Here is a 20,728-nt window from a genome sequence, read left to right as displayed (position 1 = left end):
CGTACTCTTTCCTAACCCTTGTCGCGAGCCTTGGCCGCGCGCAGACGTTCCATCAGCCGCACCGCCAGTCCCGGCTTGTTCTCCTGGCGCGCGCGCGCCACGGCCAGCGCCTCGTCCGGCACGTCCTCGGTGATGACCGCGCCGGTCGCAGTCATCGCGCGGTCGCCGACGCGCACCGGGGCGACCAGCATCGTGTCGGAGCCGATGAAGGCGTCGCGCCCGATCTCGGTGCGGTATTTCATCACGCCATCATAGTTGCAAGTAATTGTGCCCGCACCGATATTCGTGCCCGCGCCGATGCTGGCGTCGCCCAGATAGGTCAGGTGATTGGCCTTGGCGCCGGGGCCCAGCGTGGTGTTCTTCACCTCCACGAAATTGCCGACATGGACGCCTTCGGCCAGTTCCGCGCCGGGGCGCAGCCGTGCGAAAGGGCCGATCTGCGCTCCGGGTCCGATGCGGCAGCCCTCCAGATGGCAGAAGGCGCGGATCTCGGCCGCCTCGCCAATGGTGACGCCGGGCCCGATCACAACATTCGGGCCGATCACCGTATCGGCGCTGATCGCCGTGTCATGCGACAGGAACACGGTCTCGGGCGCGGTCAGGGTCACGCCCGCCGCCATCGCAGTGGCGCGCGCGCGGGCTTGGAAGACGGCCTCCGCCCCGGCCAGGTCGGCGCGGGTGTTGACGCCCATCGTCTCGGCCTCGGGGCAGGTGATGGCGGTGCAGCCCAGCCCGCGCGCATTGGCCAGCGCCACGATGTCGGTCAGGTAATACTCACCACTGGCATTGTCGTTGCCGACCGCGGCCGCAAGCTCCATCAGTGTTGCGGCATCCGCGCAGACAACGCCTGAATTGCAAAGACTTATGGAAAGCTCTTCATCCGTGGCGTCCTTGGCCTCCACGATCCGTGAGAGCGTTTCGCCCGCCATCACCAGCCGCCCGTAGCGGCCCGGCCGCGCCGCCTCGAATCCCAGCACGACAACTGCGTGGCCCGCCCGCCGCGCGGCGATCATCCGCTCTAGCGTCTCGGGGCGGATGAAGGGTGTGTCGCCGTAAAGCACCAGCGCGTCGCCCTCGAACCCTTCCAGCGCCGGGCGCGCCTGGAGCACGGCATGCGCGGTGCCGAGCTGTTCGTCCTGGCGCAGGGTCACGGCTTCGGGGCTGTGGGCGCGGGCGGCGGCCTCCACCGCCTCGGCGCCGACGCCGGCCACGACCACCGTGCGTTCGGGGTCCAGCGGCGCGGCACCGTCGAGCGCGTGGCAGAGCAGCGGCTGGCCGCCGACCCGGTGCAGCACTTTCGGCAGCGCCGAGCGCATCCGCGTCCCCTGGCCGGCCGCCAGTATGATAAGGGCTGTCGCCATGTCGTCTTGTCTTTCCTTCCGCGCCTCTCCGTTTTATCGAGCGGGTGGCGTGGCGCAAGGCCGGATCGGCGGGGCGGCACATCAAGAATGTTTACCACGGGTTTCAGCACCGGCTGGCATCCATAGCAGGGACGGGCTGCAACATGCGAACGGTGATCTTCGATCTCGACGGGACGCTGGCCGACACGAGCGGCGACCTCATCGCCGCGGCCAATGCCTGTTTCCGGGCGCTGGGCCACGGCGAGTTGCTGGACCCGGCTCGCGACCAGTTTACCGCGCTGCGTGGCGGCAAGGCGATGCTGACCCTGGGCTACGAGCGGTTGGGCCGGGCCGGGGACATCGCCGCGGTAGAGGCGCAATATCCGCTGCTGTTGCGCCATTACGCCGATGCGATAGACCGGCACACGCGGCTCTATCCCGGTGCGGTGGCCGCGGTGGAGGCGTTGGCGGCCTCGGGCTACCGGGTGGGCATCTGCACCAACAAGCCCGCGGAACTGGCCGAGACACTGCTGATGCGGCTCGGGGTGCGGGAGCTTTTCGCGTCGGTGATCGGCGCGGACACGCTGCCGGTGCGCAAGCCCGACCCGGCCCCATACCGCGCTGCGGTGGAGGGGGCGGGCGGCACGCTGGGCCGCTCTCTGCTGGTGGGCGACACCGAAACCGACCGTGCCACCGCGCGTGCCGCGGGCGTACCCTGCGTGCTGGTCACTTTCGGGCCCGAAGGCGTAGGCGTGCGCCGTCACGATCCCGACGGGCTGCTGGACCATTACCGCGATCTGGGCGGTGTGGTCTCTGGACTGATAGGCTGAACCGCGACGCGCGCCCCTTGACCGGCTGACCGGCGCGCCGCACTCTCGGCCCTGTCCGGGGATGCAGGAGGTGCGCATGGCGGAGGTTTTCACCGGCAGTTTCACACAGCAGGAGCCGATCCCCGAGGAAGCCGTCGCGGCCGCGTTGGAGGTGATGCGCAGCGGGCGGCTGCACCGCTACAACACCGCGCCCGGCGAGGAGGCCGAGGCCGCCGCGCTGGAGCGTGATTTTGCAGCGCTGACCGGCGCGCGCTATTGCCTGGCCCTCGCGTCGGGCGGCTACGGGCTGACCTGTGCACTGCGCGCCTGCGGCGTGACGCCGGGCGATCCGGTGCTGACCAATGCCTTCACCCTCGCCCCGGTGCCCGGCGCCATAGCGGGCGCGGGCGCGGTGCCGGTCTTCGTGGAAGTGACCGAGGCGCTGGTGATCGACCTCGACGATCTGGCCGCGAAGATCGAGGCGTCGGGTGCCCGCGTGCTGATGCTCAGCCATATGCGCGGGCATATCTGCGACATGGAGGCGCTGATGGCGCTCTGCGACCGGGCCGGTGTCACGGTAGTGGAGGATTGCGCCCACACGATGGGCGCGAGTTGGGCGGGCGTGCCCTCGGGCCGTTTCGGCCGGGTTGGGTGCTTCTCGACCCAGACCTACAAACACGTCAACTCGGGCGAGGGCGGCTTGCTGATCTCCGACGATGCGGAACTGATGGCGCGGGCCACGATGTTCTCGGGCAGCTATATGTTCTACGACCGCCACCCCGCCGGTCCGGCGGCAGAGATATTCGATACAATCCGCTACGAAACGCCGAATTGCTCGGGCCGCATGGACAATCTCAGGGCCGCGATCCTGCGCCCGCAACTCGCCCGGCTTGCCGGGCAATGCGCGGCTTGGAACGCGCGCTACGGCGCCGTCGAGGCGGGGCTTGCCGACACGCCGGGCCTTCACCTCATCCAGCGGCCGGCGGCGGAAGGCTTCGTCGGCTCCTCGATCCAGTTCCTGATGCCGGGGCTGGGCACGAAGGCGATCGAAACGCTCATCGCCGCTTGCCGCGACCGCGGGGTGGAACTGAAATGGTTCGGCGCGGCGGAGCCTGCGGCCTTCACCTCGCGCCATGACAGTTGGCGGTACGCCCCGCCGCAATGCCTGCCGCGCACGGACCGCGTTCTGGCCGGGCTTCTGGACATGCGCCTGCCACTGACCTTCAGCCTTGAGGATTGCGCGCTGATCGCCCGGATCGTCCGCGGGGAGGCCACCCGGATCGCCCGCGCCGCGGCCTGACCGGCGGAGGGGCCGAACCCCCGCCGCAGACGCGCGGCGGCGCTTGACCGGATGCCGCGATTGCGCTAGAAATGAACACACGTTCAATTAATGCGAGGCTGGGGCATGTTCACCGCGACGATGGGATTCGGTTTGGGCGAGGACATCCAGGCGCTGCGCGATATGGTGCAGCGCTGGGCGCAGGAGCGGCTGAAGCCGATGGCCGCCGAGATCGACGCGACGAATGTCTTCCCGCCCGATCTCTGGCGCGAGATGGGCGAACTGGGCCTGCTGGGCATCACCGTGCCCGAGGAATTCGGCGGCGCCGGCATGTCCTATCTGGCCCATGTCGTCGCGGTGGAGGAGATCGCACGTGCCTCGGCCTCGGTCAGCCTGTCCTATGGCGCGCATTCCAATCTCTGCGTCAACCAGATCAAGCTGAACGGCAGCGACGAGCAGAAGCGCAAGTACCTGCCCGGCCTCGTGTCGGGCGAGCATGTGGGCGCGCTGGCCATGTCCGAGGCCGGTGCGGGTTCCGACGTGGTGTCGATGAAGCTCAAGGCCGAGAAGGGCAATGGGTACTACAAGCTCAACGGCACGAAATACTGGATCACCAACGGCCCCGACGCCGACACGCTGGTCGTTTATGCCAAGACGGATCCGGCGGCGGGCTCCAAGGGCATCACCGCCTTCATCGTCGAGAAGTCGATGAAGGGGTTTTCCACCAGCCCGCATTTCGACAAGCTGGGGATGCGCGGCTCCAACACGGCCGAGTTGATCTTCGAGGATGTGGAAGTGCCGTTCGAGAACGTGCTGGGCGAGGAGGGGCGCGGCGTGCGCGTTCTGATGTCCGGCCTCGATTACGAGCGCGTGGTGCTGGCGGGCATCGGCATCGGCATCATGGCCGCCTGCCTGGACGAGGTGATGCCCTATCTCGCCGAGCGCAAGCAATTCGGCGCGCCCATCGGGTCGTTCCAGCTCATGCAGGGCAAGATCGCCGACATGTACACGGCGATGAATTCCGCCCGCGCTTATGTCTATGCCGTGGCAGCGGCATGCGACCGGGGCGAGGTCACGCGCCAGGATGCGGCGGCCTGCGTGCTCTATTCCTCGGAAGAGGCGATGAAGCAGGCGCATCAGGCGGTACAGGCGATGGGCGGCGCGGGCTTCATGAACGACACCGCGGTCAGCCGGCTCTTCCGCGACGCCAAGCTGATGGAAATTGGCGCGGGAACCTCCGAGATACGCCGGATGTTGATCGGACGCGAGATGATGGGGGCGATGGGGTGATCCGTCGCCGCAGGACAGGAGGACGATCATGCCGCTCAACGACCGCCAGGAAAAGCTCTGCGCCGAAAACCGGACCGATTTCTCGGATATCCGGGCTTTGTTCATCAACACCACGCTGAAGAAGACACCCGAGGAAAGCCATACCAAGCTGCTCCTGAATGCCTCGGCGGAAATCATGTCCAGAAGCGGTGTGCGGGTGGAGCATATCCACCTGCTCAACCATGCCGTCCCACCCGGCGTCTTTCCCGACATGACGGACCATGGCTGGGACCGGGACGACTGGCCGGCGCTTTGGAAAAAGGTGCTTGCCGCCGACATTCTGGTGATTGGCACGCCGCTCTGGCTGGGCGAGGAAAGCTCGGTCTGCCGGGTGCTGATCGAGAGGCTCTATGGCATGTCGGGCGAACTCAACGACAAGGGCCAGTCGGTCTTCTATGGCAAGACCGGCGGGGCGGTCATCACCGGCAACGAGGACGGCGTGAAACACGCGGCCATGACCATCGGCTTCGCGCTGTCGCATCTGGGATACGCGATCCCGCCGCAGGCCGATTGCGGCTGGATCGGCGAGGCCGGTCCGGGGCCGTCCTATGGCGACGAGGTTGACGGCGGGCGCGCGGGTTTCGACAATGAGTTCACCCAGCGCAACACCACGATCATGACATGGAACCTGCTGCACATGGCGCGGATGCTAAAGGACGCGGGCGGCTTCCCCGCCCATGGTAACGACCGGCGCGCCTGGGATGCGGGCTGCCGCTTCGATTTCGAGAACCCGGAGCATCGGGCATGAGCACACGCCGCCTGTCCCAACGCGGCCACCCGGTGCTGCCCATCCCGTCGCCGATCAGCTGAAGGCCCGCACATGCAATTGAAATCCAATGTGATCCCCTCCTCCGACGCGTTCCAGGCCAACCGCGCCGCGCATGAGGCCGCGCTGGCCGAGATCGCCGAGGCGGCTGCCGCGGCGGCGGAAGGCGGCGGCAAGAAGGCCCGCGACCGCCACCGCGAGCGCGGCAAGATGCCGCCGCGCGAACGGGTGGCCAACCTGCTCGACGCGGGCAGCCCGTTCCTGGAGATCGGCGCGACCGCGGCGCATGGCATGTATGACGGCGCGGCGCCCTGCGCGGGTGTGATCGCGGGGATCGGGCGGGTCCATGGGGCCGAGGTCATGGTGGTCTGCAACGATGCCACCGTGAAGGGCGGCACCTATTATCCGATGACGGTCAAGAAACACCTGCGCGCCCAGGAGATCGCCGAACAGTGCAACCTGCCCTGCGTCTATCTGGTGGACAGCGGCGGCGCGAACCTGCCCAACCAGGACGAGGTCTTCCCCGACCGCGACCATTTCGGGCGCATCTTCTTCAACCAGGCCAACATGTCGGCCAAGGGCATTCCGCAGATCGCCGTGGTCATGGGGTCCTGCACCGCCGGCGGCGCCTATGTTCCGGCAATGTCGGATGTCACCATCATCGTCAAGGAACAGGGCACGATCTTCCTGGCCGGCCCGCCACTGGTGAAGGCCGCCACGGGCGAAGTCGTGAGCGCCGAGGAGCTGGGCGGCGGCGACGCGCATACGCGGCTCTCGGGCGTGGCCGACTACCTGGCCGAGGACGATGCCCACGCGCTGGCCCTGGCGCGCCGCGCGCTGAGCCATCTCAACCGCGCCCGCCCGGCCAGCGTGCAATGGCAGGCGCCGGAGGATCCGCTTTATGACCCGGCCGAGCTTTTCGGCGTCGTGCCGACCGACCTGCGCACACCCTACGACATTCGCGAGGTGATCGCGCGGCTGGTGGACGGCTCGCGCTTCGACGAGTTCAAGCCGCGTTTCGGCGAGACGCTGGTCACGGGCTTCGCGCATCTGATGGGCTGTCCGGTGGGGATCGTCGCCAATAATGGCGTGCTCTTCTCGGAAAGCGCGGTGAAGGGCGCACATTTCATCGAATTGTGCAGCCAGCGCAACATCCCTCTGGTTTTCCTTCAGAATATCACCGGGTTCATGGTCGGCAAACGCTACGAGAACGAGGGCATCGCGCGGCACGGCGCCAAGATGGTCACCGCGGTGGCGACCACGAAAGTGCCCAAGATCACGATGATCGTGGGCGGCTCCTATGGCGCGGGGAATTACGGCATGGCCGGGCGCGCCTATTCGCCCCGCTTCCTGTGGACCTGGCCCAATTCCCGCGTCTCCGTCATGGGGGCGGAACAGGCCGCGGGCGTTCTGGCCACCGTCAAGCGCGACGCAATCGAACGGTCGGGCGGAAGCTGGTCGGCGGAGGAGGAGGCCGAGTTCAAGCGCCCTACACTGGAGATGTTCGCGCAACAGAACCACCCGCTTTACGGCTCGGCACGACTCTGGGACGATGGGGTGATCGACCCGCGCAAGAGCCGCGACGTGCTGGCGCTGTCGCTGTCCGCCTCCCTCAACGCGCCGATCGAGGAGACGCGGTTCGGCGTCTTCCGGATGTGAGAGGCGCGCGGCGCCCGGACCACGGGAGGAAAAGATGATCGAGACCAGACTGACCACGCGCTTCGGGCTCGACGTGCCGATCCTCTCGGCGCCGATGGCGATGGCCGCGGGCGGGCGACTGGCGGCGGCGGTCACGCGGGCCGGCGGGCTGGGGTTCATCGGCGGGGGTTATGGCGATCCCGCCTGGCTGGAACGCGAGTTCGCCCAGGCCGGCAACGCCGCCGTGGGCTGCGGCTTCATCACCTGGAAGCTGGCCGAGCAGCCGGAACTGCTGGAACGCGCGCTGGAGCATGAACCGGCGGCGATCTTCCTGTCATTCGGGGATCCCGCGCCTTTCGCGCCGGCGCTGCGGGCCGCGGGTGTGCCGCTGATCTGCCAGGTGCAGACGCTGCGCGACGCGCAAGCGGCGGCCGGGGCGGGGGCGGATGTGATCGTGGCCCAGGGGGGCGAGGCCGGCGGACACGGGCAGTCCCGCGCGACGCTGACCCTGGTGCCCGAGGTCGCGGACTGGCTGGCCGGCGAGGCGCCGCAGACCCTGCTGGTGGCCGCCGGAGGCATCGCGGACGGCCGCGGGTTGGCGGCCTGCCTGATGCTGTGCGCGGACGGTGTGCTGATCGGCTCGCGGCTCTGGGCGTCGCGCGAATGCCTGGTCAGTGACGCGATGACCGATGCGGCGATCGCGGCGACCGGCGACGACACGATCCGCTCTTCCGTGATGGACCGCGCGCGCGGGCTGAACTGGCCGGAGCGCTACACTGCGCGGGTGCTCCGCAACCCGGTGACCGAGCGCTGGCACGACGATCCGGAGGGCATGGAGGCCCACGCGGGGCAAATCGCGGCGGCCTGGCGCGCGGGCTGGGAGGCCGGCGATCCGGAAACCTCCAACACCTTCGTGGGCGAGGCCGCGGGCCTGATCCACGACCGCCCGCCCGTGGCCGAGATCATGGCGCGCATCGCCGACGGGGCGGAGGCGCTGCTGGACGGCGGCTGGAACGGGGCGCTGCGCTGATGGAGGTGATCGTCGCCGATATCACCACGCTCGACGTGGAAGCCATCGTGAACGCGGCCAATAGCGGGCTCAGGGGCGGGGGCGGCGTCGATGGCGCGATCCACCGCGCCGCGGGGCCCGGCCTGCTGGAGGAATGCCGTGCCCTGGGCGGCTGCCCCACTGGCGAGGTCCGCGTGACCGGCGGCCACGGGCTGCGCGCGCGCTGGGTGATCCATGCCGTCGGACCGGTCTGGAGCGGCGGCGAGGCGGGTGAGCCGGCGCTGCTGGCGGCCTGCTATGCCAATGCGCTCGACGCCGCCCGCGATCTGGGCGCGGCGTCGCTGGCCTTTCCGGCGATCTCGACCGGCGTCTACGGCTACCCGCCCGATCAGGCGGCGCGGATCGCGGTGGAAACAGTCGCCGCCGGGCTGCGCGACGGGGACGGGCCGCATGTCATCTTCTGCTGTTTTTCTGAATCCGACGCGGAGCATCACCGCGCGGCACTGGAGGCGCTCTGATGTTTTCCAAGATCCTGATTGCCAACCGGGGCGAGATCGCCTGCCGGGTGATCGAGACCGCTCGCGCGATGGGCGTGGCGACGGTGGCGGTCTACTCGGACGCCGACGCGCAGGCGCGCCATGTCGAGATGGCCGACGAGGCGGTGCGCCTCGGCCCGCCGCCGCCCGCCGAGAGCTACCTCAAGGGTGACTGGATCGTGGATATCGCGCTGGCCACCGGGGCTCAGGCGATCCATCCCGGCTATGGCTTCCTGTCGGAGAACCCCGATTTCGTGGACGCCGTGGAAGCCGCCGGCCTGACCTTCATCGGGCCTTCGGCTTCGGCAATCCGCGCGATGGGCCTCAAGGACGCCGCCAAGAAGCTGATGGAGGAGGCGGGCGTGCCCGTCGTGCCGGGCTATCACGGCGACAACCAGGATGACGAGCACCTGTCGGGCGCGGCGGATGCGATCGGCTATCCGGTCCTGATCAAGGCCGTCGCGGGCGGCGGCGGCAAGGGGATGCGGCTGGTCGAAAAGCCTGCCGATTTCGCCGACGCGCTGGCCAGCGCCCGCGGCGAGGCCCGGACGGCCTTCGGCAACGACACGGTGCTGATCGAGAAATTCGTCTCCAAGCCGCGCCATATCGAGGTGCAGGTTTTCGGCGACGGCAGCGATGCGGTGCATCTCTTCGAGCGCGATTGCTCGCTCCAGCGCCGCCACCAGAAGGTGATCGAGGAAGCCCCCGCGCCGGGCATGACGCCGGAGATGCGCGCGGCGATGGGCGAGGCGGCGGTGCGCGCGGCGCGGGCCATCGGCTACAGGGGCGCGGGCACGGTGGAGTTCATCGTGGACGCCTCCCAGGGGCTGCGTCCCGACCGGTTCTGGTTCATGGAGATGAACACCCGCCTTCAGGTGGAGCATCCCGTGACCGAGGCAATCACCGGGGTCGATCTGGTGGAATGGCAGTTGCGCGTCGCTGCGGGCGAACCGCTGCCCGTCCGTCAGGAGGCGCTCGCCATCGGCGGCCACGCCTTCGAGGCGCGGCTCTATGCCGAGGACGTGCCGGCGGGGTTCCTGCCGGCGACGGGCACGCTCAGGCATCTGCGCTTTCCCGACGGGGTGCGCGCCGATAGCGGCGTGCGGTCGGGCGACGCGATCTCGCCCTTCTACGACCCGATGATCGCCAAGCTGATCGTGCATGGTCCCACGCGGGCGGTGGCGCTGCGGCGTCTGGCAAGCGCGCTGGCGCAGACCGAGGTGGTTGGCAGCGTGACCAACCTGGCCTTCCTCGCGGCCCTGACCCGGCATGAGGGCTTTGCCGCGGGCGATGTCGATACCGGACTTATCGGCCGTGATCTGGACGCGCTGACCCATGTCCCCGAGACGCCGCGCGCGATGGTCGCGCTGGCCGCGCTCGCCGCGGCGGGGCTGGAGGCAGGCGCGGAACCCCTGCAGGGCTTCACGCTCTGGGCGCCGCTGCGCCAGACCTTTCTGCTGGAGCATGACGGGGCGGAGATTGCCGCACGCCTGGCGCCGCGCGGCCCCGGCCGCGTGACGGTGGAGATCGCGGGCAGCGCGATGGACTGCGATCTGCGGCCCGGCGGCTGGTGGGTGGACGATGGCCCGGCGCGCGCCCGCATCCGCCGCGACGGGGCCGAGATCAGCGTTTTCGGCGCGCTGGCGCACCGGTTCCGCATGATCGACCCGCTGGAACGGGCCGAGGCCGCCGGCGCGCGCAGCGATATTGTCGAGGCGCCGATGCCCGGCATGGTCAAGGCGGTCTTCGTGGAGCCCGGACAGGCCGTGAAAGCGGGCGCGCGCCTGGCGGTGCTGGAGGCGATGAAGATGGAGCATACGCTGACCGCAAGCCACGACGCCACGGTGGCCGAGGTGCTGACCGGCGCGGGCACGCAGGTGGAGGCCGGCGCCGCGCTGATCCGTTTCGAGGCGGAAGAGAAGGACGCGGCATGAAACCCCGGTTGCACCATGTGGCGCAGGCGCGGTCATTCCGCACGCTCTGGCTGATGCACGAGATGGGGCTGGAGGTCGAGGTCGTCCATCACAGCTTCTTCGACCGCTCGCTGCGCGACCCGGACTATCTGGCGCTTTCGCCCGCGGGCCGGGTGCCGGCGCTGGAGATCGACGGACGGGTGCTCTTCGAATCCGGAGCGATCACCGAATATCTCTGCGAGACCCGGCCCGAGGCGGGGCTGGGCCGGCTGCCGCCCGACGCCGAACGCCTGGAATGGCTCGAATGGCTGCATTTCGCGGAAACCATCGGCCAGCATATCGCGAACCTGACCCAGCAGCATATCGTGCTGCGCGAGGACCAAATGCGTTCGCCCACCGTCATGCGGCTGGAGGCCAAGCGGCTGGAAAAGGTGCTGGAGGTCGTGGAACGGGTTGTCGCACGGCATGACTGGCTCCTGCCCTCGGGGTTTTCGGCGGTGGACACGAATGTGGGCTACGGCGTCGAGATCGCGCGCCGGTTCGTGCCGCTCGACTGGCTGCCCAACGTCAAGGCCTATCACGCGCGGCTGGCGCGGCGCCCCGCCTTCCGCGCGGCCCTTGCCGAGGATGGAGAGAGCCAGATCTACACCCGCGATTTCTACGAGGCCCCGGATGACTGAGACGGTGGAGATTTTCGAGGTCGGCCCGCGCGACGGGTTGCAGAACGAGGCCCGGATGATCCCTGCGGCCGAGAAGATCGCACTTGTCGACGCGCTCTCGGCCTGCGGGTTCCGGCGCATCGAGGTGGCAAGCTTCGTCAGCCCCAAATGGGTGCCGCAGATGGCCGACGGGGCCGAGGTGCTGGCGGGGATCGACCGCGCGCCGGGGGTGCGCTATGCCGCGCTGACCCCCAACATGAAGGGCTACGAGCGCGCCCGCGCCGCCCGTGCCGACGAGGTAGCGATCTTCGGTTCGGCCTCGGAGGGGTTCTCGCGCGCCAATATCAACGCCTCCATCGCCGAAAGCCTGGAACGTTTCCGTCCGGTGGCCGAGGCCGCGTCGGCCGATGGGGTGCCGGTGCGCGGCTATATCTCCTGCGTCACCGACTGCCCCTATGACGGCCCGACGCCGCCGGGGTCGGTGGCGCGCGTGGCCGCGGCGCTGCGCGACATGGGTTGCTACGAGATCAGCCTGGGCGACACGATCGGGCAGGGTACGCCCGAGACCATTGCAGCGATGCTCGACGCGGTGCTGGGCGAAGTGCCGGCCGGCCGGCTGGCGGGCCATTATCACGATACCGGCCGCCGCGCACTGGAGAATATCGAGGTCTCGCTCGATCGCGGCCTGCGGGTCTTCGATGCCGCCGTGGGCGGGCTGGGCGGCTGCCCCTATGCCAAGGGCGCCACCGGCAACGTGGCCAGCGAGGCGGTGCAGGAGCGGCTGGAAGCGCTGGGATACGCAACCGGGCTGGACCGCGCGCGGCTGCTGGCGGCGGCGGAGATGGCCCGCGTGATGCGGGCGCAATAGAGCGGGGAGAACGCGATGGACACGGTCAGGCTGGATGTGGACGGGCGCGGGGTGGCGACGCTGACCCTCGCGCGGGCCGGGAAGCACAACGCGCTGTCCGCGCAGATGATCGCGGAACTGACGCAGGCTGCGGCGCGCATCGCCGGCGACGGTGCGATCCGCGTTGTGGTGCTGGCCGCCGAGGGGCGCAGCTTTTGCGCCGGCGGCGATCTGGGCTGGATGCGCGCGCAGATGCAGGCCGATGCCGAAACCCGCCGCGCCGAGGCTACGAAGCTGGCGCGGATGTTGCACGCGCTCAACACCCTGCCGCAGCCGTTGATCGGGCGGGTCCACGCCAACGCGTTCGGCGGCGGCGTCGGCATGATGTCTGTCTGCGACGTGGCTCTGGGCGCCGAGGGCGCGACCTTCGGGCTGACGGAGACCCGGCTGGGTCTGATCCCGGCCACTATCTCGCCCTATGTGATCGCCCGGATGGGCGAAGCGCGGGCACGGCGGGTCTTCATGTCCTCGCGGCTCTTCGATGCGGCCGAGGCGGTAGAACTGGGGCTCCTGGCGCGCGTTGTCGCGCCCGAGGCGCTGGATGCGGCGGTGGAGGCCGAGGTCGTACCTTACCTGGCCTGCGCGCCGGGTGCGGTGGCGGCCTCCAAGCGGCTGGCGCGAATGCTGGGTCCAAACATCGACGAGGCGGTTATCGCGGCCACGATCGACCAGCTTGTCGCGGCGTGGGAGACCGACGAGGCGGTGGAGGGAATCGACGCCTTCTTCGGCAAACGCAAGCCGCGCTGGGCCGGCTGAGCCGCCAAGTCCCCGATTTGGCGCGTCATATCGGCCCCAATGTGGGTGGCGTTCTGTTGACCTCCCCCGGACGCGGGTTTAAACCGCTGGGACAGGTCAGCCGCAGAAGGAGCGCCGCGTGGAAGAGCTGCTGAGAGAATATCTCCCCATCCTCGTGTTTCTGGGCGTTGCCGTCGGACTTGGCCTGGTCCTGATCCTGGCGGCGGTGATGCTGGCGCCATCGGACCCGGACCCCGAGAAGGTTTCGGCCTACGAATGCGGCTTCAACGCCTTCGACGACGCGCGGATGAAGTTCGACGTGCGATACTACCTGGTTGCGATCCTGTTCATCATCTTCGACCTGGAAGTGGCCTTTCTCTTTCCCTGGTCGGTCGCGTTCCAGGATGTCGGGCTGCTGGGCTTCTGGTCGATGATGGTGTTCCTGGCGGTGCTGACCATCGGCTTCGCCTATGAATGGAAGAAAGGAGCGCTGGAATGGGAGTGAGCACGACAGCCAATTCCGCCGGCCGCGACCCCGAGGTCGCCACCCAGACGCTCAACCGCGAGCTTCAGGACAAGGGCTTCCTCGTTACCTCGACCGAGGACATCATCAACTGGGCGCGCACCGGGTCGCTGCACTGGATGACCTTCGGCCTGGCCTGCTGCGCGGTGGAGATGATGCATTCCTCCATGCCGCGCTACGATCTGGAGCGTTTCGGCACGGCGCCGCGCGCCAGCCCGCGCCAGTCCGACCTGATGATCGTGGCCGGGACGCTTTGTAACAAGATGGCGCCCGCGCTCCGGAAGGTCTACGACCAGATGCCCGAGCCGCGTTATGTGATCTCGATGGGGTCCTGCGCCAATGGCGGCGGCTATTATCACTACAGCTATTCCGTGGTGCGCGGCTGCGACCGGATCGTGCCGGTGGACATCTATGTGCCCGGCTGCCCGCCGACGGCGGAGGCACTCGTCTACGGCATCCTGCAATTGCAGCGCAAGATCCGCCGCACCGGCACGATCGTCAGATAAGGGGGCGAGATGAGCGAGGCACTTCAGGAACTGGCCGCCCAGATCGAGGCCAAGCAGCCCGATGCGGTCAGCGCGTCGGAGATCGCCCTGGGCGAGTTGACCGTCACCATCGGCGCCAGCGACCTTGTCGGGTTCGTCGAGTATCTCAAGACCGACCGGGCCTGTCAGTTCACGACCCTCGTGGACATCACCGCGGTCGACCACCCGGAGCGGGAGAAGCGTTTCGACGTGGTCTATCATTTCCTGTCGATGTACCGGAACCACCGCATCCGCGTGAGGATCAAGGTGCGCGAGGAGACCAAGGTCGCCTCGATCACCGATCTTTACCCGTGCGCCAACTGGTTCGAGCGCGAGGTCTTCGACATGTTCGGCATCCTCTTCTCGGGCCACCCGGACCTGCGCCGCATCCTCACCGATTACGGCTTCCGCGGCCATCCGCTGCGCAAGGACTTCCCCACCACAGGCTATACCGAGCTGCGTTATGACGAGGAGCAGAAGCGCGTCGTCTACGAGCCGGTGAAGCTGGTGCAGGAATACCGGATGTTCGATTTCATGTCTCCCTGGGAGGGGGCGGAATACATCCTGCCGGGTGACGAGAAGGAGGGGGCGAAATGATGGGATCGGCCTATGGCGGCATGGGCGGCGGCGGTCTGGTCTGGCTGCTGATCTACGCCATTCTCGTGGTTGTGCCGTTCTGGCGGCTGCTGCCGAAATTCGGCATTCCGAACTGGATTTCGCTGGTGGCGATTATCCCGCTCGGTGCGCTGATCCTGCTTTGGATCATGGCTTTCCGCGACAAACTGGGGGGCCGGGCGTGATGGACGGAACGAAATTCGAAGACGCCCAGACGGGCGAGCAGAAAATCCGCAACTTCAACATCAACTTCGGCCCGCAACACCCTGCTGCACACGGCGTTCTGCGGCTGGTGCTGGAACTTGACGGCGAGATCGTGGAACGCTGCGATCCGCATATCGGCCTGCTGCACCGCGGCACCGAGAAGCTGATGGAAAGCCGCACCTACCTGCAGAACCTGCCCTATCTCGACCGGCTCGACTACGTGGCGCCGATGAACCAGGAACATGCCTGGTGCCTGGCGATCGAACGGCTGACCGGCACGCCCGTGCCGCGGCGCGGCCAGTTGATCCGGGTGCTCTATTCCGAGATCGGGCGTGTGCTGAGCCATCTGCTCAACGTCACCACGCAGGCGATGGACGTGGGCGCGCTGACCCCGCCGCTCTGGGGTTTCGAGGAGCGCGAGAAGCTGATGATCTTCTACGAGCGCGCCTGCGGGGCGCGCCTGCACGCGGCCTATTTCCGGCCCGGCGGTGTGCATCAGGACCTGCCCGAGGAACTGCTCGATGACATCGAGGAATGGTGCGGCACCTTCCCTGCCGTGCTCGACGATATCGACGAGCTTCTGACCGAGAACCGGGTTTTCAAGCAGCGCAATGTCGATATCGGCGTGGTGAGCGAGCAGGACGTCCTCGACTGGGGCTTTTCCGGCGTGATGGTGCGCGGCTCGGGCCTGGCCTGGGACCTGCGGCGCGCGCAGCCCTACGAATGCTACGACGAGTTCGAGTTCAAGGTGCCGGTGGGCAAGAACGGCGATTGTTTCGACCGGTACCTCTGCCGCATGGCGGAGATGCGCGAGAGCGTTAAGATCATCCTCCAGGCCATCGAGAAGCTGCGGGCGGAGCCCGGACCGGTGATGGCGCGCGGCAAGATATCCCCGCCCGAGCGGACCGAGATGAAGACCTCGATGGAGGCGCTGATCCATCACTTCAAGCTCTACACCGAGGGCTTCCACGTGCCGCCGGGCGAGGTTTATGCCGCGGTCGAGGCGCCGAAGGGAGAATTCGGCGTCTACATGGTCGCCGACGGGACGAACCGGCCCTACCGCGCCAAGCTGCGTGCGCCGGGCTTCCTGCATCTCCAGGCGATGGACCATGTCGCGGGTGGCCACCAGCTGGCCGACGTGGCCGCAATCATTGGCACGATGGACGTGGTCTTCGGGGAGATCGACAGGTGAGATCGGGCGCGCGCCACCTTGCTGCGCGTCGCGGCGCGGGGGCTCTCGCGGCGCTGCTGCTGGCGGCGCTGGCCGCGCTTCCCCTGCGCGCCGAAACGGCGGTGTCGCCGGAACGGGTTGAGGCTTTCGTCGATGTCATCAAGGCCAATGACTGCCGCATGACCAACCGGCGGGCGGACCTCGTCTATCCCGAGGCCGGGTTCCCGGACAAGACGGAGACCAAGGCGCTGACCCGGCAACTGATCGAGACCGGGCGCGCGCGCATTCTCGACGGCCAGCTCGTGGTTTTCGGCGGCGACTGTCCGTCCGGGCCGGGTTTCACCGGCCGTGAACGGTTCTTCGCGGTGCTCGCCGACAATGGCTGCAAGATGGACAGCAAACAGGCCGCCTTCCTGCTGCCGCGCGTCGGCGTGGAGATGCAGGAGGTGCGGCTCCTGATGGCGCGCATGGTCTCGATGGCCGAGGTGTCGCTCTCGGAGGACGAGCGCACGGTCTATCTGGAGCAGGGCCTGTGCGAGAAGTTCGCCGGCCTCTCGGCCGAGATCGTTGCCGCGGACGCGCATAACCGCGAGGTGGAGGACGCCGCGACGGATATGGATGCGGCGCGTGGGAAATTCATCGACTACATGGCCTCTGTCGATTGTTCGCTCACCCGCTCTGAGGCGCAGGTGCAGCTTGACGAGGCCGGCTTCGAGCCGCGCATCGTGCGCGCCATCGTCCAGGATCTCATCGCGAGCGGCGCGGCGACGATGTCCGACGACGACCGTTTGACCCTTCACAAGGAGGTTTGCGAGTAATGCTGCGCAGACTGCATCACGACCAGCCGGAGAGCTTCGCCTTCACCAAGGCCAACCAGAAATGGGCCGAGGCGCAGATCACCAAATTTCCCGAGGGCCGCCAGGCCAGCGCTGTGATCCCGCTGCTGTGGCGCGCGCAGGAGCAGGAAGGCTGGCTGTCGCGCCCTGCGATCGAGCATATCGCCGACATGCTGGGCATGGCCCATATCCGCGCGCTGGAAGTGGCGACCTTCTATTTCATGTTCCAACTCGCGCCCGTGGGCTCGGTCGCGCATGTGCAGGTCTGCGGCACGACCTCCTGCATGATCTGCGGCGCCGAGGATCTGATCGCGGTCTGCCGTGACAAGATCGCCGCCAACCCGCATGAGTTGTCCGCCGACGGTCGATTCAGCTGGGAAGAGGTGGAATGCCTGGGCGCCTGCTCCAACGCGCCGATGGCCCAGATCGGCAAGGATTACTACGAGGATCTGACCGCCGCGCGCTTCGGTGAAATCCTCGATGAGTTGGCGGCGGGCAAGGTTCCGGTGCCGGGTCCGCAGAACGGCCGCTACGCCTCGGAGCCGCTGGCCGGGCTGACCAGCCTGACCGAGTTCGAGAGCGGGCGCACGCAATACAACGCCTCCGTCGCGCGCGCAGTCGAACTGGGCGATACCGTGAAGCGAATCGACGGCAGCGAGATGCCGGTTCTGACGCCCTGGCTGGGTGACGAGATGAAGGGCACGCGCCGCAAAGCGGCCGATCCGAGGCCCGCGCGCGGCAAGCCCGTGAACGGGACCGGCGTGACCGAACAGGAGGCGCGCGAGAAACCCCGCGCCAAGCCCGACACCGGCAGCGTAGCGCAAGGTCCGGCCGATGCCGGGCCGGGTATCCGGCCGCCGGCGCTCCCGGCGCCGGAAGGTGGACAGCCCGACGATCTGAAACAGATCAAGGGTGTGGGCCCGGCGCTGGAAAAGCAGCTCCATGAGCTGGGCGTGTTCCATTTCGCGCAGGTGGCCGCCTGGGGCGCGGAGGAGGTCGCCTGGGTCGACGAGAACCTCAAGGGTTTCAAGGGCCGCGTCAGCCGCGACGGCTGGGTCGAACAGGCCAGGACGCTCGCCGAGGGTGGCGAGACCGAATTTTCCAAACGGGTAGAGAAGGGCGACATTTACTGATCGCCCCCGCCCCTGAAGAACGAGTTGTGCTTATGACGGCAAGGCAGAGAGACGGGCAGGCAGGACACCGCAGGGGCGGTGCGCAGCCGGGCTCTGCCGAGCGCGGCGTGGCGCATTGCGACATAGGGGGGAGAGAGAGATGCCAGAGCTGAATTCCGATGCTGCGGCGTGCCGCACGAAATGCTGGGTTGCGGCGGTCGTGCTGGGCCTGATCGCGGTCTGGCTCTTCGCGGCGGGTCTCGACATGCCGGGACTGCTGGCTTTCGTGCTCGGCGTCGCGGGGGCGATCGCCGCGGGCTGGCTGCTGATCCGGTTTGTCTGCGGCGGCGCCGATGTGCAGTCGGAGGGCCGGGTCGCGCGTGGCGTGAAGGGCAATGTGGCGAAGGAGGATGAGCCCGGCAGGATCGAGACTAGCACGGCGGACGTGGCGGAGACGCCGCACGAACGCGCCATGGCCGAGAGCGCGGCAGCCGGCGTGGTGCCGGTGCCCTCGCCTTTCGACCGCGACGAGCCACCCGCGCCGCAGCCCGGTGAGGCCGCGTCCGGGACGGGCGCGCCGGAGCGGCTGGAAGCCCCGCGCGGCAGCCAGGCGGACGATCTCAAGCGGATCAAGGGGGTCGGCCCCAAGCTGGAGGCGCAACTCAACAGCCTGGGCTTCTGGCATTTCGACCAGATCGCGGGCTGGAGCGCCGACGACGCCGCCTGGGTGGACGCCAATCTTCGGGGCTTCAAGGGCCGCGTGGAGCGCGACAACTGGGTCGAGCAGGCCCGCATCCTCGCCCAGGGTGGCGAGACGGAATTTTCGAAGAAGGTCGACAAGGGCGACGTGTATTGACCGTGAAGACGGAAGACAGGAGCGCACACCGCACGCAGATGCGGCTGGCCGCCGGGGTCATCATCGTGACGATGATCCTGTGGATGGCGGCGTCCTTCCTGGGCGGCCGGCTGGGCCTGCCACCGCGTTACGCCTTCCTTTTCGATCTGGCCGCGCTGGCCGCGTTTTTCTGGGCGCTCGTCGTCCTTTACAGGGTCTGGCGGCAACGCCGGGAAGATGGAGAGTAGGGCATGCTCAAGGACGAAGACCGCATCTTTACCAATCTCTACGGTATGCATGACCGTACGCTGAAAGGCGCACGCGCCCGCGGGCATTGGGACGGCACCGCCGCGATCATCGCCAAGGGGCGCGACTGGATCGTCGACGAGATGAAGGCCTCGGGCCTGCGCGGGCGCGGCGGTGCGGGCTTCCCGACCGGCCTGAAATGGTCCTTCATGCCCAAGGAAAGCGACGGCCGGCCGGCCTATCTGGTGGTGAATGCCGACGAGTCGGAACCCGGCACCTGCAAGGACCGCGAGATCATGCGCCACGATCCGCATACGCTGATCGAGGGCTGCCTGATCGCCTCCTTCGCGATGAATTCCAACACCTGCTACATCTATCTGCGCGGCGAGTATATCCGCGAACGCGAGGCGCTGCAGGCTGCCATCGACGAGGCCTATGACGCGGGCCTGCTGGGGCGCAACGCCGCCGGGTCGGGCTGGGATTTCGACCTCTACCTGCATCACGGCGCGGGCGCCTATATCTGCGGCGAGGAAACGGCGCTGCTGGAAAGCCTCGAAGGCAAGAAGGGCATGCCGCGCATGAAGCCGCCCTTCCCGGCGGGCGCGGGGCTCTACGGCTGCCCGACGACGGTGAACAACGTGGAATCCATCGCTGTGGTGCCCACGATCCTGCGGCGCGGCGCGCAGTGGTTCGCAGGCATGGGACGGCCCAACAATTCCGGCACCAAGGTCTTCGCGATCTCGGGCCATGTGAACAACCCCTGCGTGGTCGAGGAGGAGATGTCGATCACCCTGCGCGAGCTTCTGGACCGCCATTGCGGCGGCGTGCGCGGCGGCTGGGACAACCTCAAGGCGGTGATCCCCGGCGGCTCGTCGGTGCCCTGCCTGCCGGGCTCGCTCTGCGACGATGCGATCATGGATTTCGACTGGCTGCGCGAACAGCGCTCGGGCCTGGGAACGGCGGCGGTGATCGTGATGGATCAGTCCACCGATGTGGTGAAGGCGATCTGGCGGCTGTCGAAGTTCTACAAGCATGAAAGCTGCGGCCAGTGTACGCCCTGCCGCGAAGGCACGGGCTGGATGATGCGGGTGATGGACCGCCTCGTGACCGGCGACGCCGAGCCCGAGGAGATCGACATGCTGCTCGATGTCTCCAAGCAGGTCGAGGGCCACACGATCTGCGCGCTGGGCGATGCGGCGGCCTGGCCGATTCAGGGTCTGATCCGGCATTTCCGCGACGAGATCGAGGACCGCATCAAGGGCAAGCGGATGGCACGCAACAGCGCGGTGGCCGCCGAGTGACCCGGACCCTTGTCATAGCCTCTCTGCTCGCAGGGCTGACGCTGGGTGCGGGCTGCGCCCGGCTGGGGGATTCGGTCGCCCGGCTCAACCCGTTCGGGCCGGACACGAAAACCCAGGGCCGCGGCGTGGAGGCGAAGCTGACAACGCTGGGCGACAAGCGGAATTTCCGTATCCGCGTGACGCCGGTCCTGGCCGATATCCGCGAGATCCGGGCCGAGGCGCGCTATGCTGCGACCCAGCATTGCATCGGGCGCATCGGCTCGTCGGAGGTGGATTGGGTGATCGACCCGGCCACCGGCGAGATCGCCGAGCCGATCGAGGGCAACGCAATGGTCTTTCGGGGGCGGTGCCGGTCATGACCGAACGCGGTGACGGAACGAAAAGAGGAACCTGCGGGCCGGTCCGGCAGCGGGGCGCGATGCGCCCGGCCGGACGGGTCCG

Annotated in this window: 23 protein-coding genes; 22 read left to right on the top strand and 1 reads right to left on the bottom strand. The window is 68.1% G+C overall.

The annotated features are described in order from the left end of the window. Window positions 1–11 precede the first annotated feature (11 nt). Window positions 12–1,361 carry a bifunctional UDP-N-acetylglucosamine diphosphorylase/glucosamine-1-phosphate N-acetyltransferase GlmU gene (glmU, locus tag DDZ14_RS01985; protein ID WP_109423271.1) on the bottom strand — a complete coding sequence of 450 codons (1,350 nt, stop codon included), beginning with the start codon at window positions 1,359–1,361 and terminating at the stop codon, window positions 12–14. Window positions 1,362–1,504: 143 nt separating this feature from the next. Between glmU and DDZ14_RS01980 the strand changes: the two genes are divergently transcribed. From DDZ14_RS01980 to DDZ14_RS01875, 22 genes are all read left to right on the top strand, one after another. Further along, window positions 1,505–2,170: an HAD-IA family hydrolase gene (locus DDZ14_RS01980; RefSeq protein ID WP_109423270.1), complete on the top strand. Its 666-nt coding sequence runs from the start codon at window positions 1,505–1,507 to the stop codon at window positions 2,168–2,170. Between the two features lie 76 nt (window positions 2,171–2,246). After that, complete coding sequence (locus DDZ14_RS01975; protein WP_109423444.1) at window positions 2,247–3,449, top strand: DegT/DnrJ/EryC1/StrS aminotransferase family protein; 1,203 nt, start codon at window positions 2,247–2,249, stop codon at window positions 3,447–3,449. Window positions 3,450–3,554: 105 nt separating this feature from the next. After that, complete coding sequence (locus DDZ14_RS01970; RefSeq protein ID WP_109423269.1) at window positions 3,555–4,718, top strand: acyl-CoA dehydrogenase family protein; 1,164 nt, start codon at window positions 3,555–3,557, stop codon at window positions 4,716–4,718. A gap of 28 nt (window positions 4,719–4,746) precedes the next feature. After that, complete coding sequence (locus DDZ14_RS01965) at window positions 4,747–5,505, top strand: flavodoxin family protein (RefSeq protein ID WP_109423268.1); 759 nt, start codon at window positions 4,747–4,749, stop codon at window positions 5,503–5,505. 72 nt (window positions 5,506–5,577) lie between these two features. Beyond that, the gene (locus tag DDZ14_RS01960; RefSeq protein ID WP_109423267.1) at window positions 5,578–7,182 is read left to right on the top strand and encodes a carboxyl transferase domain-containing protein; all 1,605 of its coding nucleotides are present in this window, start codon (window positions 5,578–5,580) and stop codon (window positions 7,180–7,182) included. Window positions 7,183–7,216: 34 nt separating this feature from the next. Continuing rightward, on the top strand, window positions 7,217–8,191 hold the full coding sequence (locus DDZ14_RS01955; RefSeq protein ID WP_109423266.1) for a nitronate monooxygenase family protein: 975 nt from the start codon (window positions 7,217–7,219) through the stop codon (window positions 8,189–8,191). Continuing rightward, window positions 8,191–8,688 carry an O-acetyl-ADP-ribose deacetylase gene (locus DDZ14_RS01950; protein WP_109423265.1) on the top strand — a complete coding sequence of 166 codons (498 nt, stop codon included), beginning with the start codon at window positions 8,191–8,193 and terminating at the stop codon, window positions 8,686–8,688. Before DDZ14_RS01955 ends, DDZ14_RS01950 begins: the two co-directional genes overlap by 1 nt. Further along, on the top strand, window positions 8,688–10,640 hold the full coding sequence (locus DDZ14_RS01945) for an acetyl/propionyl/methylcrotonyl-CoA carboxylase subunit alpha (RefSeq protein WP_109423264.1): 1,953 nt from the start codon (window positions 8,688–8,690) through the stop codon (window positions 10,638–10,640). The genes DDZ14_RS01950 and DDZ14_RS01945 overlap by 1 nt, the downstream gene beginning before the upstream one ends. Then, the gene (locus DDZ14_RS01940) at window positions 10,637–11,299 is read left to right on the top strand and encodes a glutathione S-transferase family protein (protein WP_109423263.1); all 663 of its coding nucleotides are present in this window, start codon (window positions 10,637–10,639) and stop codon (window positions 11,297–11,299) included. The genes DDZ14_RS01945 and DDZ14_RS01940 overlap by 4 nt, the downstream gene beginning before the upstream one ends. Continuing rightward, window positions 11,292–12,146: a hydroxymethylglutaryl-CoA lyase gene (locus DDZ14_RS01935; protein ID WP_109423262.1), complete on the top strand. Its 855-nt coding sequence runs from the start codon at window positions 11,292–11,294 to the stop codon at window positions 12,144–12,146. The genes DDZ14_RS01940 and DDZ14_RS01935 overlap by 8 nt, the downstream gene beginning before the upstream one ends. A gap of 15 nt (window positions 12,147–12,161) precedes the next feature. Further along, entirely contained in the window at window positions 12,162–12,941 is a 780-nt protein-coding gene (locus DDZ14_RS01930) for a crotonase/enoyl-CoA hydratase family protein (protein WP_109423261.1), read from the top strand. A 118-nt stretch (window positions 12,942–13,059) separates the two neighbouring features. Further along, window positions 13,060–13,425: an NADH-quinone oxidoreductase subunit A gene (locus DDZ14_RS01925; RefSeq protein ID WP_109423260.1), complete on the top strand. Its 366-nt coding sequence runs from the start codon at window positions 13,060–13,062 to the stop codon at window positions 13,423–13,425. Further along, complete coding sequence (locus tag DDZ14_RS01920; protein ID WP_109423259.1) at window positions 13,416–13,949, top strand: NADH-quinone oxidoreductase subunit B family protein; 534 nt, start codon at window positions 13,416–13,418, stop codon at window positions 13,947–13,949. Before DDZ14_RS01925 ends, DDZ14_RS01920 begins: the two co-directional genes overlap by 10 nt. A gap of 9 nt (window positions 13,950–13,958) precedes the next feature. Continuing rightward, a complete protein-coding gene (locus DDZ14_RS01915) occupies window positions 13,959–14,564 on the top strand; it encodes an NADH-quinone oxidoreductase subunit C (RefSeq protein WP_109423258.1) in 606 nt (201 codons plus the stop codon). Then, a complete protein-coding gene (locus DDZ14_RS01910; RefSeq protein WP_233252439.1) occupies window positions 14,561–14,767 on the top strand; it encodes a hypothetical protein in 207 nt (68 codons plus the stop codon). Before DDZ14_RS01915 ends, DDZ14_RS01910 begins: the two co-directional genes overlap by 4 nt. Continuing rightward, window positions 14,767–15,978, top strand: a complete 1,212-nt coding sequence (locus tag DDZ14_RS01905) for an NADH-quinone oxidoreductase subunit D (RefSeq protein WP_109423257.1) — start codon at window positions 14,767–14,769, stop codon at window positions 15,976–15,978. The genes DDZ14_RS01910 and DDZ14_RS01905 overlap by 1 nt, the downstream gene beginning before the upstream one ends. Next, window positions 15,975–16,775, top strand: a complete 801-nt coding sequence (locus DDZ14_RS01900; protein WP_109423256.1) for a hypothetical protein — start codon at window positions 15,975–15,977, stop codon at window positions 16,773–16,775. Before DDZ14_RS01905 ends, DDZ14_RS01900 begins: the two co-directional genes overlap by 4 nt. Further along, window positions 16,775–17,926: an NADH-quinone oxidoreductase subunit E gene (locus tag DDZ14_RS01895; protein ID WP_109423255.1), complete on the top strand. Its 1,152-nt coding sequence runs from the start codon at window positions 16,775–16,777 to the stop codon at window positions 17,924–17,926. Before DDZ14_RS01900 ends, DDZ14_RS01895 begins: the two co-directional genes overlap by 1 nt. Window positions 17,927–18,065: 139 nt before the next feature. Further along, window positions 18,066–18,761 carry a hypothetical protein gene (locus tag DDZ14_RS20205; protein WP_369914309.1) on the top strand — a complete coding sequence of 232 codons (696 nt, stop codon included), beginning with the start codon at window positions 18,066–18,068 and terminating at the stop codon, window positions 18,759–18,761. A 2-nt stretch (window positions 18,762–18,763) separates the two neighbouring features. Beyond that, window positions 18,764–18,988: a DUF5337 domain-containing protein gene (locus tag DDZ14_RS01885; RefSeq protein ID WP_369914383.1), complete on the top strand. Its 225-nt coding sequence runs from the start codon at window positions 18,764–18,766 to the stop codon at window positions 18,986–18,988. Between the two features lie 3 nt (window positions 18,989–18,991). Continuing rightward, window positions 18,992–20,287, top strand: coding sequence for an NADH-quinone oxidoreductase subunit NuoF (nuoF, locus tag DDZ14_RS01880; RefSeq protein WP_109423254.1), 1,296 nt, complete (start codon window positions 18,992–18,994; stop codon window positions 20,285–20,287). Further along, the gene (locus tag DDZ14_RS01875; RefSeq protein WP_109423253.1) at window positions 20,284–20,646 is read left to right on the top strand and encodes a hypothetical protein; all 363 of its coding nucleotides are present in this window, start codon (window positions 20,284–20,286) and stop codon (window positions 20,644–20,646) included. The genes nuoF and DDZ14_RS01875 overlap by 4 nt, the downstream gene beginning before the upstream one ends. Window positions 20,647–20,728 lie beyond the last annotated feature (82 nt).

It is taken from the genome of Maritimibacter sp. 55A14 (assembly GCF_003122205.1).
In the GTDB taxonomy this organism is placed as follows: domain Bacteria; phylum Pseudomonadota; class Alphaproteobacteria; order Rhodobacterales; family Rhodobacteraceae; genus QEYE01.
This window is presented reverse-complemented; position numbering and strand designations above follow the sequence as displayed.